The following is a 13344-nucleotide window of genomic DNA, read 5'->3' on the forward strand; positions in this document are numbered from 1 at the left end:
TGTGCGCAGCGCACCGCTTGATGGCGCGGGCAGTCCCCGAAGTAGTTCGAGGGTCTGCGCCGCGACGACGCGGACCCGCAGCCGGGCCGAGGACTGTCTACAGTGGATAGTGGCGGCGCACGGGGCCGGCGCGCACGTCCGGTTCCGCCGGGGTGGGAGAGCGGTGGACGCGGACCGGCACCGCCTGCCCGGCGCCGGGATCGGCGGGCCGGGCCGGGGCGTGGTCGTGGAGCAGGCGATAGGCGGCGAGGACGGCGGCGAGCCGGTCGGGGTCGTAGTCCGCAGTGTCGGGATGGCAGGCCCGCAGCGCACGCCGGTAGGCCGTGGTGATCTCGGCGGGCGTGGCGCCGGGTGCGACGCCGAGTATCCGGTACGGGTCGGGATTCATGGCGCGGGACCGAGGTGGCTGAGCGCCGTGTAGTACTCGCGGGCCGCAGCGTGCGCGGTCCGCAGTGCACGGCGAAGGGCGGCGAGTTCACGGCAGGCGTGGGCGAGTCCGGCGGTGCCGGGCGCCCCGTCGGGCAGGCGCAGCCGGCCGGGATCGGCGCTGTGGTGCGCGGTGTGTTCGGCGGGCAGCGCGGCGAGGTCGGTCAGTTCGCCGATGAGCTGGGTGACCTCCCAGCCGGTGTCGCGCAGCTCGGCCACGCCGGGAGTGCGGGCGCCGCGCAGGGTGCGCCGGACCTCCCGCGCGGCGGCCGCGAGAACGCGTGCGGTGCTCATCACCACTGTCCACTTCGGATGGTCCGGGCCTCGCCCGTGGCGACCGCGGTCGCGGGCGAGGCCGGGACTCAGGCGTTGATCTGCTTGGCTTCTTCCCCGCCGGTGATGGCGATCTTGCGGGGTTTGGCCTGTTCGGCGATCGGCATCCGCAGGGTCAGCACCCCGGCGTCGTAGTGCGCCGTGATCTGGTCCGTGTCGAGCGTGTCGCCGAGGAACAGCTGGCGCGAGAACACGCCACGCGGCCGTTCACTGACCTGTACGTCCGCGCCCTCCTCGTAGGCCGGATGGCGTTCGGCCTTGACGGTGAGCACATTGCGCTCCACGTCCAGCTCGATCGAGTCCGGCGCGACTCCGGGCAGGTCGAACTGCACGACGTACTCGTGGCCCGACCGGTAGGCGTCCATCGGCATCATCCCCGGCCGCGCCGCGGTGCCGTTGGCGCCGAAGAACTGCTGGGTCAGCCGGTCGAGCTCCCGGAACGGATCGGTCCGCATCAACATCATCAAGCACCTCCTTGCCGACGAATCACTGTGCTGGCCGGGCCCGGCCACCGTCCACATGCGACGGAGCCGGACCCGGCCGGAAGGGAACTGCCGAGACGACCAGTGCGGTATCACCACCTTTCGCGCTTACCATCACGGGAACTGAGCACAGGGCGACGCGTCGGCGGACGGAGGGGAACGTTGCCGACTGCCCGCTCGCACCGCCGTCGGCGGTTCGAGAGCGCTCTGCCCGGCCCGGCCGGTGACGGTGCGGGGTGTGCGGCCTCGCCGCCGCGGGCCGGTGCAGCCGCGCCGCGGCCGCAGGGGCGGCGGGGCCGGAGCGCCGAAGTTGGCGGCGACGATCGCGGCGAACTCCGCGCGCAGCCACTGCGTGTCGGCGCAGACCAGCTCGGCGAAACCGCTGGTGCGGACGGTATCCGGCATCTCGATCACTCCCCGGCAACGTCGTCTTCCCGAAACCAGGTCATAGACCGCAACTACATAATTTCTATAGCGCGCACTGGAGATTGTGTCAAGTGTCCGCGCTGGATATCGTGCGGGATGTGGCGGATTTGAGCAGGCTCGACGACCAGGACTATCCGGCCTTCACCACCGGGCAGGCCGCGGAGCTGGTCGGTGTGCAGGAAGCGTTCCTGCGCAGCCTCGACACCGCCGACGTGGTGCGCCCGCAGCGCTCGGCCGGCGGGCACCGCCGCTACTCGCGCCGTCAGCTCACCTTGGTGGCGCGGCTGCGCGAACAGCTGGACGACGGCCACACCCTCGCCGCCGCGGCCCGGATCGTGGGCCTGCAGGACCAGCTCGCCGACGCGGAGAACACCATCACCGAGCTGCGCGCGCAGCTCGGTGAAACGGACCCGGACGGAAGCTAGCTCTTGAGTTCGGGGAACTGGTCGTCCCGGAATTCGCCGGTGGGCCCGGTGGACCCGGCGATGTGTTCTTCGCGGGTGCGCAGGTCGACCCGGCGGATCTTGCCGGAGATGGTTTTCGGGAGTTCGTAGAACTCGATGCGCCGCACCCGCTGGTAGGGCGCGAGCTTGTGCCGGGCGTGGCGGAGAATCTCGAGGGCGGTTTCGCGGTCGGGACGGTAACCGGGGGCGAGGGCGATGTACGCCTTGGGTACCGCCAGCCGTAGCTCGTCGGGTGCGGGGACGACGGCGGCTTCGGCGACGGCGGGGTGTTCGATGAGCACGCTTTCCAGTTCGAACGGGGAGATCTTGTAGTCGGATGCCTTGAACACGTCGTCGGTGCGGCCGATGTAGAAGATGTAGCCGTCCTCGTCGCGGCCGGCGACGTCGCCGGTGTGGTAGTAACCGCCCGCCATCGCTTCGGCGTTGCGCTCGGGGTCGTTCTGGTAGCCGGTCATCAGACTCATCGGGCGGCGGGAGAGGTCGACGCAGATCTCGCCTTCCGGGGCTTGTTGTCCGGTCAGCGGGTCGACCAGCACGATCGGCACGCCGGGCAGTGGCAGGCCCATCGAGCCGGGCTTGACCGGCATTCCGGGTACGTTTCCGACGGCGAGGGGTAGTTCTGTCTGTCCGTATCCGTCGCGGATGGTCAGGCCCCAGGCGGCCTCGACCTGGCCCATGACCTCCGGGTTGAGCGGTTCGCCCGCCGAGAGCAGTTCCCGCAGCGCGCCTTTCCCGCCGGACAGGTCGGCCTTGATCAGCATCCGCCACACCGTCGGCGGGGCGCAGAACGTGTTCACCCCGGCGCGGCGGATCTGTTCGAGCAAGGCCGCGGCGTCGAAGCGGGCGTAGTTGTACACGAAGATCGTGGCTTCGGCGATCCACGGCGCGAAGAAGCAGCTCCACGCGTGTTTGGCCCATCCTGGCGAGGAGATGTTGAGGTGCACGTCCCCGGGCTTGGCCGCCACCCAGAACGAGGTGGCGAGATGCCCCACGGGGTAGGAGACCTGGGTGTGCTCGACGAGCTTGGGCCGGCTCGTGGTGCCGGAGGTGAAGTAGAGCAGTTGCGGGTCCGACGGCGCGGTGCCCGGGTGCGGCGCCGGAGGGACCTGTTTGGCGTAGGCGTCCCGGAACGCCACCGAGCCCGGCTGCGCGTCGCCGATGACGAACCGGGTGCAGTTCCCGGCGATGCCGTCGAACTTGCCGGCGTCGGAGTGGTTGACGATGATGTGCCGCGCGCCGCCGCGCTCGATCCGGTCCACCAGTTCGGTGGGGCCCAGCGCGGTGGTGGTCGGCAGGATCACCCCGCCGAGTTTCATCACCGCGAGCATGGAGTCCCACAGTTCGACCTGGTTGTTCAGCATCAGCAGGACGCGGTCCCCGCGCTGCACGCCGTGCGCCGCCAGGTGCGCGGCCACCTGGTCGGATCGGCGGGCCATCTCGTCGAAGGAGTACTTCGCCTCGGAGCCGTCCTCCTCCACGATCCACAGCGCGGGCCGGTCCACGCCCCGGGCGATGGCGTCGAACCAGTCGACCGCCCAGTTGAAACGGTCGCCGAAGTCCGGCCATGTGAACTTCGCCACGGCAGTGCTGTAGTCATCGGAGAGGTCCTGCAGCAGGTCACGGGCCTCGCGGTAACGTTCGGTCGTGCTCGTCATTGTGCACTCCAACAGGGTCAGTGGTGCTGCCACGATGGCGGGTGCAGACCACGTCGAGGGTCGGTACAGCTCAGCCTCCCCGCATCCGGCCGCTGCTCACTACCCCCTTCTGGAGGTAGCGTGATTCCATCGTGAACGACGACAGCACGCCGACCCGCACGGTCGAACACCTCATCGGCCGGCGCCTGCGCCAGCTCCAGCAGGTGACCGGTCTGCCCGCCGTGTTCGGGGGTGCGGCAGCCGCCGCGCCGGACGGCCGGCGGGAACTGCGGATCTCGCATTTGCGCGGCACGCTCGGCAAGTCGTTGCTCGACCTACGGGTGGGGACGGGCCGCGGCCTTGGCGGGTCGGCGCTCGCGACGAGGGCGTTGCGGACCGTGCGCGACTACGCTTCGACCCCGGCGATCACCCATGACTTCGACGGGATCGTCGTACAGCAGGAACGGCTCAGCTCGATTTTCGCGCTACCGGTGAAAGCGGGCGGCGCCGTCGTCGGCGTCCTCTATGGCGCGGTGCGCGGGCCGCACCGTATCGGCGACGTCGTGCTGGAACGGGCGTCGGCGTTCGGAAGTACGATCGAGCGCGAGCTGGCGGTGTTGCTGGCGCCCGCTACCCCTCCTGCTCCCGCGGCCGGGCTCCGGCACGCCCGCGCGGCCGTCGCCGAGCTCGCCCAGCTGGCCGCGACCACGGACGACCTCGCCCTGCGCGGCAGGCTCGACCACCTGATCGCCGACCTGCGCGACGTCGTGGGCGCCGCTCCCGTCGCGGCGAACACCGCCCCCGCACCCCGGCTGGCTCCGCGCGAGGTCGAGGTCCTCGAACAGGTCGCCCTGGGCCTGCGGAACGCCCAGGTGGCCGAAGTCCTGGGCCTGAGCATCGAGACGGTCCGCGCCTACCTGCGCAGCGCCATGCGGAAACTCGGCACCGGCAACCGCACCGCCGCCGTCCACGCCGCCCGCACCCTGGGCCTGCTCTGAGCCTGCCCACCCGAGTGTCCACAATGGATTCGGGAGACCTGGATCACTCTTCTCCTTAACGACCGTTCAGTATTCTGTCCCGAACTGTCGGCGACGGAGAGGGACGTGAGCAATGGTGCGCACGCGGTTCTGTGACGTGTTCGGGGTCGAGCACCCGATCGTGCAAGGCGGGATGCAGTGGGTCGGCCGCGCCGGGCTCGTTTCCGCCGTGGCCAATGCGGGTGGGCTCGGTTTCATCACCGCGCTGACCCAGCCCACGCCCGAGGATCTCGCCAGGGAAATCGCGCGCTGCCGCGAGCTGACGGACAAGCCGTTCGGGGTGAACCTGACGATCCTGCCGTCGATCAATCCGCCGCCCTACACGGAATACCGCGATGTGATCGTGGATTCCGGGATCCCGGTGGTGGAGACGGCGGGGTTCAACCCGGCCGAGCATCTGCCGGCGTTCCGCGCGGGCGGGGTGAAGGTGCTGCACAAGTGCACCAGCGTGCGCCATGCGGTCAAGGCGCAAAGCCTTGGCGTGGACGGGATTTCCATCGACGGCTTCGAATGCGCGGGGCATCCGGGTGAGGATGACGTCCCCGGCCTGGTGCTCATTCCCGCGGCGGCGGAGAAGATCACGATCCCGATGGTCGCCTCGGGCGGTTTCGGGGACGCGCGCGGTCTGGTCGCGGCGCTGGCGCTGGGGGCGGACGGGATCAATATGGGCACCCGGTTCCTGGCCACGGTCGAAGCGCCGGTGCACGACATGGTCAAGCAGCGCCTCGTCGAAGCCACCGAGCGCGACACCGACCTCATCTTCCGGCCGTTGCGCAACACCGCGCGCGTGGCACGCAACTCGGTGTCCACGGAGGTCGTGTCCATTTTGGACAAAGGTGGCAAGTTCGAGGACGTGCGCGAGCTCGTCGCCGGAGCGCGCGGCCGCAAGGTCTTCGAGACCGGTGACCTCGATCTGGGTATCTGGACCGCCGGTCTGGTGCAGGGCCTCATCCACGACATCCCCACCGTGGCCGAGCTGATCGAGCGCATCGTGGGTGAAGCACGGGAACTCATCTCGGGCCGGCTGACCGGACTGCTCGACTGAGCGGAACGAACGCCGCCTGGGTGGAACGAGCGCCGCCTGGGTGGAACGAGCACGGCCTGGGTGGAACGAGCGCCGCCTGGGTGGAACGAGCACGGCCTGGGCGGAACGAGCGCCGCCTGGGTGGAACGAGCACGGCCTGGGCGGAAACGAACGCCGCCTGAGCCCCCGTGCGAGGTCCGGCCGTCCAGGTGGCCTATTGCAACGTGTGCAAACCCGCAGTACCGTTCTTGCGAACGATGGCAAAGTGGCCTGCGGTGAACACCACGAGCAACGACCTTCTTCGGTGCACGGCGGGAACGGCGGACGGCCCGGGTGCCGCCGCCGTGCTCGACCCTGCCTGATGCTGCTCGGACGGGCTCAGCGGGACGGCGATCGAGCCGTCCGCGGCTGCGGCGTCATCCCGTCCGAGGAGTGAGGTCCATGGCCCCTGATCCCCTGGCTTTCCACCACCATTCCGGCCCACGGCGGCGCGTCGCGGTGCTCGCCGCCGCGGTGCTGACCGCCGCCGTCGCGGCCGCGGTTCCGGCGGCAACTGCTACCGCGGCGACAACCTCGGGCGGGGTCCTCTACAGCCCGAGCACCGCGAGCGGGTCCACAGAGGACGCGAGCTACCCACGGGTGATCCGCCTCGAACACAGCGGCAGCGCGAACGGCACGGTGCTGTCCACGTTCTCCCATTCCGGTACAGGCGTGACGAAGGCGAACTTCCCGATCTACCGCTCCACCGACAACGGCGTCACGTGGACGTCCTCGCCGATCGGCACGGTGACCGACACCCAGCACGGCTGGGATCTCGACGGCCCGACGCTGTACGAACTCCCGCGCGCCGAAGGCTCACTGCCGGCAGGCACACTGCTCGCAGCCGGCACGGCATGGAACCACGGCGACTACACGCAGCAGGCCGTCGAGGTGTTCGTCTCAACCGACCAGGGCGCGCACTGGACCTACCGCAGCTCCTGCGCCGCCGAGTCCGGGATGGCCAACACGACCGGGCACGGCATCTGGGAACCGGAATTCACGACCACCGATCACGGGCTCATCTGCTACTACTCCGACGAACGCCCCTCGGTGAACAACTACGCCCAGGTTCTCGCGCACACCGTGTCCACCGACGGCGGCCTGACCTGGGGCAGCGAGGTCTACGACGTCGCCGTGCAGAACGGCGTCGAACGGCCCGGCATGACCACGGTCGTCGCGCTGCCCAACGGTACTTACGCGATGACGTACGAGGACTGCAAAGCAGGCTTCGACCCGGATCAGGCCTGCGACGTCTACCTCAAAACCTCGGCCGACGCCGAATCGTGGAACCCAGGGAGCCTCGGCACCCGCATCGAGACCGCCGACCACCGCTTCCTGCTGCACACTCCTTACCTGGCTTGGTCTTCCGCGGGTGGTGCCAACGGCACACTCATCGCCTCCGGGCAGCGGGTGGTCGCGGGCACCGACGGTTCGCTCGCGGTGCAGCCGGAGGATGGTCACGTGCTGTTCGTGAACCGGAGCCTCGGATCCGGTGCCTGGCAGGAGATCACCACGCCGGTCACCACGGCCCCGACAGGCGGCTACGACGCGGGGGAGACCTCCTGCGCCGGGTACAGCTCACCGCTGCTCGCGGCCGCTTCCGGCGGCACCTTCCTCATGCTCGCGGGCACGCACGTGTCCACCGGCAAATGCGCGACGACCTTCGGCACGGCCACGCTGCCGAACGCACAGGGTCAGATCACCGGCCCCGGCGACACCGGCAAATGCGTCGACGTGAACACCAACACGTCGGTCAACGGCAACGCGGTGCAGCTCTACACCTGCGGTATCGCGACGGGTCAGCAGTGGTCGCTCGAAACCGACGGCACGATCCGCGCCTACGACAAATGCCTGAACATCGTCAACAACGGCACCGCCAATTCGTCCAAAGTGGAGCTTCGTGACTGCCTGGGCACGGCCGCCCAGCAGTGGCAGGCCCGCGCCGACGGCTCGATCTACAACCCGCAGTCGGGCCGCTGCCTCGACGATCCGGCCGCGCAGACGACGGACGGTACGCAGCTGCAGATCTACGACTGCAACGGCCTGTTCACCCAGGTTTGGCACATCCCCGCCTGAGTCCCTATGACAAAAGGAAGGCCGGTCCACAGTGGACCGGCCTCCCTTCTTGCTTCGCTCAGGCGCGACCGCCGCGCCGGTTCGGCTCCTCCACCACCGCCGCGTCGACGAACGTCCGTGCCAGCACGTTGTCTTCGGCCACCAGCCACAGGTGCAGCCGCGCCGGCCCGCCGGGCGCCGGGACGGTCAGCGGGACACCGGCGCTGAGCCGGAACGGCTCTGCCTCGACCGAGCGGGAATCCGTTGCCGCGCTTGGAATGCTTCGTGATCCCGAAGCGCCCCACGCCGCGTGCAGGGTGCCGGTGACCGGCGCCCGGCCAGTGTGCGAGACGTGCACGTCGAGGGTCAGCGGGCCGTCCGGGACCGGGATGTCGGCGCCGGCATGCGCGGGCACGAGATCCACCACCAGCGTGGTCGGCGCGAACGCATCGGCCGGGTCCAGCCCGCCCCAGTCCTTGCGCCCGCGGCGCGCGTCCAGCAGGCCGGCCATCTCGTGCTCGACGTCGGTCAGTTCGGTGTAGATGTAGCCCGCGAAGCGGTCGTGCCGGCGGATTTCCTGTGTCTGCCAGCGCACGTGCCACGCCCGCTCCAGGCTGGTGAAGCCCGCGCCGAACTCACTGTTCAGCACCGGCACGCCGGAGCGCGGGAAGCCGGGTGAACCGTAGAACGACTTGTCGACGACGAAGTCCGGCGAGAGCTTGACCTCGAACGTCTCCTGCTCACCGGACGCCAGCTTCGCGAGATTTTCCACCCAGGCGCGCGGGTTTTCGTCGTAGTAGTGCCAGTCGACCAGGTCGGTCCGCACGTGCGCCCAGCCGGAGTTCTCCACGATCGGCCGGGTGTCGTCCAGCGAGCGCATCGCCTCGTACGCGTGCTCCGCGGCTGCAGCGCGCTCGGGGCTGCCCGGAATGTCCCAGTCCAGGCCCCATTCTTCGTTGTACAGCCCCCAGATCACGATCGACGGGTGGTTGCCGTCGCGGCGGACGAGGTCGGGCAGCTGCGCCTCGAACGCCGCCGCCCCGGCCGGGCTGAACCGGCTCGGGCAGGGCGGTTCGGCCCAGACCAGCATCCCCATCCGGTCGGCGTGGTCCAGCCAGCGCGGCTCCTCGAACTTGAGATGCTTGCGCACCAGGGAAAACCCGAGCTCACGCGCCAGTTCGAGGTCTCGCACCAGCGCTTCGTCGTCCGGTGCGGTGAGGCCGGTCTCCGGCCAGTATCCCTGATCCAGCACGCCACGCACGTAAAGCCGTTCGCCGTTGAGGTACAGCTCCTCGCCGCGGGTTTCGATCCGCCGCAACCCACCGGTCACGGTGAGGTGATCGGCTTGCTCTCCTTCGCCGACGCGCAGCGCGACGCGGTAGAGATGGGGCGACTCCGGGCTCCACAGCTTCGGTGATTCGACCTCCAGCCGGCCCTCGAACCGGCCGCCGGTCACCGGGAGCACGGTCTCCCGGCCGTCCAGCAGGGCCACGACAGCGCCGGTATCCGCAGTGTCTCCGGCGAGCACGCCGGTGATGTCGAACCCCGTGAGGGAATCCCCGCGCAGCGCGACTTCCTCGACGTAGGTGCCCCCGCGCGCCTCCAGCCACACGCTCTGCCAGATCCCCGACGTGGGCGTGAACGAGACGCCGTCGTAGTCGTCGCGGGGGATCGAGCGCTGTTTTCCGTGCGGGATCCCGCGTTTGTCCGCCGGCGCGTCCACCTCGACGGTCAGCTCCGCGGGGCGTCCCGGCTCGAGCACGCCGGTGACATCGAACTCGAACGAACTGTGCCCGCCGACGTGGGAGCCGACCGGCACGCCGTCGACCGAGACCGTCGCCCGGTGGTGTACGGCGCCGAAGCACAGCACCACCCGCCGGCCCGACCACTCGGGCGGCACGGTCACCGTACGTGCGTACACCGCGTGCTCCAGCCAGGTTCGCTGGACCCCGGAAGCCGTTGTCTCCCAAGCGAACGGGACGGTGATCGACCCGGGTGCCCCGTCGCCGGCGGTGAACTTCCAGCGCCCGTTGAGGTTCAGCCAGCGGGCCGAGCGGTCCCGGTCGGGCCGCGGGTATTCCGGCCGGGGCACCGCCTCCGCGACGAACGGTTCGACGGCGTTCTCGGCAATCGTCATGTGTTTCAGCCCTTTACGCTTCCGGCGAGGATGCCGTTGATGAAGTGCTTCTGCAGCACGATGAACAGGATCAGCAGGGGCAGCAGCGCGACCGTCGCGGCGGCGAGCAGCTCGCCGGTGATGGTCGCGTAGTCGGCCCCCACCCGGTTGCCCGAGATGTTCTGGGCGAGGGTCGTGAGGACCACCTGAAGGGTGGCCATCCGGCTCGAACTGGCCGCCACCACGGGCCAGACGACGTCGTTGTAGATGTTCATGATCGTGAGCACGCCGAGCCCGGCCAGTCCCGGCCGGATCGCGGGCACGACCACGCGCCAGAAGATGCCGAACTCGCCGCAGCCGTCGACGCGGGCGGCGTCGAGCAGCTCGTCCGGCACCGCCGCGATCACCTGGCGCATCCAGAAGATCGCGAAGGCGTCCACCGAGCCGGGCAGGATCAGCGCCTGGTAGGTGTTGACCCAGCCGAGCTCCTTCATCTCCAGCAGCAACGGGATGATCAGCACGATCGTCGGGAGCATCAGCGTGAGCAGCACGGTGCCGAAGATCAGGTTCTGGCCGCGGAAGCGGTACTTCGCGAACGCGTAGGCCGCCAGCGGGGCGAAGAACATCGTGATCGCGCCCTTGGCGAGCAGCACCACGCCGGTGTTGAGGAAACCGCTGCCGATCGGCACGTCCTGGAACATCCCGCGGAAGTTGGCGAGCGTGAAGTCCGCCGGGTCGAAACCGAGCGGGTCCCGGATGATCTCGCCGGCGGGCTTGAACGAGGACAGCACCGCCCACACCACCGGAGCGAGCAGCGCCACGGTCAGCACCAGCAGGAACAGGTGCGAACCGAGCAGTGGGCGGCCGCGCCGGCCGCGGAGGTCGAGGGTGGTCATGGTCAGTCCTCCGCTCGGAGCAGCCGGACGAACAGCAGCGAAACCGCCATCACGATGATCACCAGGAGGAACGAGTTCGCCGCCCCGGTGCCGAGATCCGCGCGGTTGATGTGGTCGAACAGGAAGAGCCCGGCCGTGGTGGTCGAGTTGTAGGGCCCGCCCTTGGTCACCACGTACGGTTCGGTGAAGATCTGGAACACGGCCAGCGTCTGCAGCACCACGCAGAACATCAGGGAACGGCGCAGCAACGGCACGGTGATGCTCCACAGCTGCCGCACCCGGCCGGCGCCGTCGAGCGACGCCGCCTCATACAGGTCGGGCTCCACCTGCTGGAGTCCGGAAAGGACGATCAGGACGACGAAACCCGTTGTCTTCCAGAGAAACAGCAACGCCAGCGTCGGCTTCGCCCAGGCGCTGGTGACGAGCCAGCCGACCGGGGGCAGCCCGACCGCGCCGAGCACGGCGTTCACCGCGCCGTAGTTCTGGTCGAACAGCACGATCCAGATCTGGGCGATCGCGACGAGCGGCATCACGAACGGTACGACGAACGCGACCCGGTAGAAGCCCCGCAGCCGTTTGATGGTGTTGAGCAGGACCGCGACGATCACCGACAGCACCAGCTGCACCGGCACGACCAGCAGCCACAGCACGGCGGAGTTGCCCAGCGACGACCAGAAGGCGCTGTTGGCCAGCAGGTAGCGGTAGTTCCCGAAGCCGATCCAATGCGCCGCGCCGGCCCCGTGCCAGTCGGTGAAGCTCAGGCGCAGCGTGAAGAACAGCGGGTAGATGCTGAAAGCCAGGAAGACCGCCACGAACGGCAGCACGAACGCGTAAGGAGCGAGACGGCGGCGCCAGGCGAACTTGCGCTTTCGTTGTGGCGCCGCCGTTTCCGCCGGGCGGTGCGCCGGGCCTCGTCGCCCTTCCCGGAACACCGTCGCCGCGGCGGGCCGGGTCATTTGCGGTCGATCAGGTTGGTCTGGATGTCCTTGCCCGCTTGGTCGATGACCTGCTGCGGGGTCATGCTGCCGTCCAGCATCTTCTGCAGGTCGGTGCCGAGGTAGTCGACCGCGCCGTCCCACCAGACCGGGATCGGCGCACCGCCGGGGATCTCCTGGCCCGCTTCGACCGCGGTCTGCCACAGGTCCTGGCCGCCCATCGCGTCGATCGGCTGGAACAGCGGCTTCGCGGGGTCCGCGGCAGGCTGGTAGGCGGGGATGGAGGTGTTCGTGCCGCCGGGGTAGACCTCGTTCGGGCCGTAGACGGCGGTGTAGCCGGCCTGGTCGAAGGTCAGGAACTGGTACAGCAGCCAGGACAGCTGCGGGTTCTTGGCGTCCTTGGGGATCACGAACGACGAGCCGCCCATCGCGCCGCTGCGCGCGCCGCCGTCGGACCAGGACGGCAGTGCCATCGCCCGCCAGTCGCCCTTCGTCGCGGTCAGCTGCTGCTGCGGCGCGTAGTCGAACCACATCGCCCACGGGTAGAAGACCTCGTCACCGGAGTCCAGCGCGCCGACGTCGCTGGGCTTGAGGTACTCCGCGCGGGTGCCGAGACCGTCCTTCCGCACGGTGTCGAGCCAGGTCAGGATCTGTTGGTACGGCGCGGAATCCAGCCGCAGCTGCCCGTCGGCGCCGGCGAGGCTGGTGCCGAACTGGCTTGCGTACATCTCCAGCTGGAGCTGGCTGTTGAACGCGTCCTGTTCCAGGTGGATGGGCTTGGCGCCGGGCTTGTACTGCTGGTACTTCTTCGCCGCCGCAAGGAGATCGTCGTAGGTCTTGATCCCGTTCGGGTCGATGCCGGCCGCGCTCAGCGCTTTCGCGTTGTAGAACAGCAGGCCGGGGTCGAGGTCGAACGGCACGCCGTAGATACCGCCGTTGACGGTGTTGACGTCGACCTTCTGCTTCGCGATGTCCTTGGTGTAGGGCGCGAGCACGTCCTTGAGGTTGTACAGGTGGTCGACGTAGCCGCCGACCTTCGCGTCGTCGAGGAAGACGCCGTCGGGCACGTCGGTGCCGGTGATCAGCGTGTTCTGCAGCTTGGAGTCGATGTCGACGGCTTCGTGGTGGACCGTGATCCCGGGATACTTCTCGGTGAACTTCTTGATCGCGGCGTCGAAGACCTTGAACAGGTCGCCGGAGCGGTCCCAGATGGTGATCTCGCCTTTCGGCGCGGTGTCCGCCGGGACTTCGAGTGTCGCGCCGCCGGCACCCGGACCGCTGTCCGAACCGATGTCCGGACCGCAGGCGCTCAGCCCGGCGGCGAGCGCGGCCGCGGCGGCGATGGCGGTGCCGCGACGGGCGAAGAAGCGGGCGCTCCGTCCGCTCCGGCCAAGAGTGGGATTCATGGCACTCCTTTGTGCGGGGACAGCGGCAGGACGGCGCGCGGGGAGGTCGGCACGCCGCCGATTTGCCAACG

The 13344-nt window shown here is 69.3% G+C and carries 13 protein-coding genes; 4 read left to right on the forward strand and 9 right to left on the reverse strand.

The genetic code is table 11. From position 1 onward, the window contains the following. Positions 1–97: 97 nt before the first annotated feature. The 4 genes from VHD82_RS04020 to VHD82_RS04035 all read right to left on the reverse strand — a co-directional run bounded on the left by VHD82_RS04020 (position 98) and on the right by VHD82_RS04035 (position 1646). Positions 98–388: a J domain-containing protein gene (locus VHD82_RS04020; RefSeq protein WP_325697087.1), complete on the reverse strand. Its 291-nt coding sequence runs from the start codon at positions 386–388 to the stop codon at positions 98–100. Then, positions 385–720 carry a hypothetical protein gene (locus VHD82_RS04025; protein WP_325697089.1) on the reverse strand — a complete coding sequence of 112 codons (336 nt, stop codon included), beginning with the start codon at positions 718–720 and terminating at the stop codon, positions 385–387. The genes VHD82_RS04020 and VHD82_RS04025 overlap by 4 nt, the downstream gene beginning before the upstream one ends. A gap of 68 nt (positions 721–788) precedes the next feature. Beyond that, on the reverse strand, positions 789–1220 hold the full coding sequence (locus VHD82_RS04030) for an Hsp20/alpha crystallin family protein (RefSeq protein ID WP_325697510.1): 432 nt from the start codon (positions 1218–1220) through the stop codon (positions 789–791). Positions 1221–1355: 135 nt separating this feature from the next. Beyond that, positions 1356–1646, reverse strand: coding sequence for a hypothetical protein (locus VHD82_RS04035; RefSeq protein ID WP_325697091.1), 291 nt, complete (start codon positions 1644–1646; stop codon positions 1356–1358). Between the two features lie 92 nt (positions 1647–1738). On the opposite strand from VHD82_RS04035, the gene VHD82_RS04040 reads away from it, so the two are divergent. Beyond that, positions 1739–2092 carry a MerR family transcriptional regulator gene (locus VHD82_RS04040; RefSeq protein WP_325697093.1) on the forward strand — a complete coding sequence of 118 codons (354 nt, stop codon included), beginning with the start codon at positions 1739–1741 and terminating at the stop codon, positions 2090–2092. On the opposite strand, the gene VHD82_RS04045 is transcribed toward VHD82_RS04040, so the two are convergent. Continuing rightward, positions 2089–3786, reverse strand: coding sequence for an AMP-binding protein (locus VHD82_RS04045; RefSeq protein ID WP_325697095.1), 1698 nt, complete (start codon positions 3784–3786; stop codon positions 2089–2091). The genes VHD82_RS04040 and VHD82_RS04045 overlap by 4 nt on opposite strands. Before the next feature lie 131 nt (positions 3787–3917). Here VHD82_RS04045 and VHD82_RS04050 point away from each other — a divergent pair, with 131 nt between their 5' ends. The 3 genes from VHD82_RS04050 to VHD82_RS04060 all read left to right on the forward strand — a co-directional run bounded on the left by VHD82_RS04050 (position 3918) and on the right by VHD82_RS04060 (position 7941). Further along, positions 3918–4763: a helix-turn-helix transcriptional regulator gene (locus tag VHD82_RS04050; RefSeq protein ID WP_325697097.1), complete on the forward strand. Its 846-nt coding sequence runs from the start codon at positions 3918–3920 to the stop codon at positions 4761–4763. A 112-nt stretch (positions 4764–4875) separates the two neighbouring features. Continuing rightward, positions 4876–5847, forward strand: coding sequence for a nitronate monooxygenase family protein (locus tag VHD82_RS04055; RefSeq protein ID WP_325697099.1), 972 nt, complete (start codon positions 4876–4878; stop codon positions 5845–5847). 420 nt (positions 5848–6267) lie between these two features. Then, on the forward strand, positions 6268–7941 hold the full coding sequence (locus VHD82_RS04060) for a ricin-type beta-trefoil lectin domain protein (RefSeq protein ID WP_325697101.1): 1674 nt from the start codon (positions 6268–6270) through the stop codon (positions 7939–7941). 58 nt (positions 7942–7999) lie between these two features. On the opposite strand, the gene VHD82_RS04065 is transcribed toward VHD82_RS04060, so the two are convergent. Genes VHD82_RS04065 through VHD82_RS04080 form a run of 4 tightly spaced genes read right to left on the reverse strand, consistent with a single transcriptional unit; the run spans position 8000 to position 13273 of the window. After that, the gene (locus VHD82_RS04065) at positions 8000–10057 is read right to left on the reverse strand and encodes a glycoside hydrolase family 2 protein (RefSeq protein ID WP_325697103.1); all 2058 of its coding nucleotides are present in this window, start codon (positions 10055–10057) and stop codon (positions 8000–8002) included. Between the two features lie 5 nt (positions 10058–10062). After that, positions 10063–10932, reverse strand: a complete 870-nt coding sequence (locus VHD82_RS04070) for a carbohydrate ABC transporter permease (protein ID WP_325697105.1) — start codon at positions 10930–10932, stop codon at positions 10063–10065. Between the two features lie 2 nt (positions 10933–10934). Continuing rightward, positions 10935–11888: a sugar ABC transporter permease gene (locus VHD82_RS04075; protein WP_325697107.1), complete on the reverse strand. Its 954-nt coding sequence runs from the start codon at positions 11886–11888 to the stop codon at positions 10935–10937. Continuing rightward, the gene (locus VHD82_RS04080; RefSeq protein ID WP_325697109.1) at positions 11885–13273 is read right to left on the reverse strand and encodes a sugar ABC transporter substrate-binding protein; all 1389 of its coding nucleotides are present in this window, start codon (positions 13271–13273) and stop codon (positions 11885–11887) included. The genes VHD82_RS04075 and VHD82_RS04080 overlap by 4 nt, the downstream gene beginning before the upstream one ends. Positions 13274–13344 lie beyond the last annotated feature (71 nt).

The organism is Amycolatopsis sp. (assembly GCF_035546795.1).
GTDB lineage: Bacteria > Actinomycetota > Actinomycetes > Mycobacteriales > Pseudonocardiaceae > Amycolatopsis_E.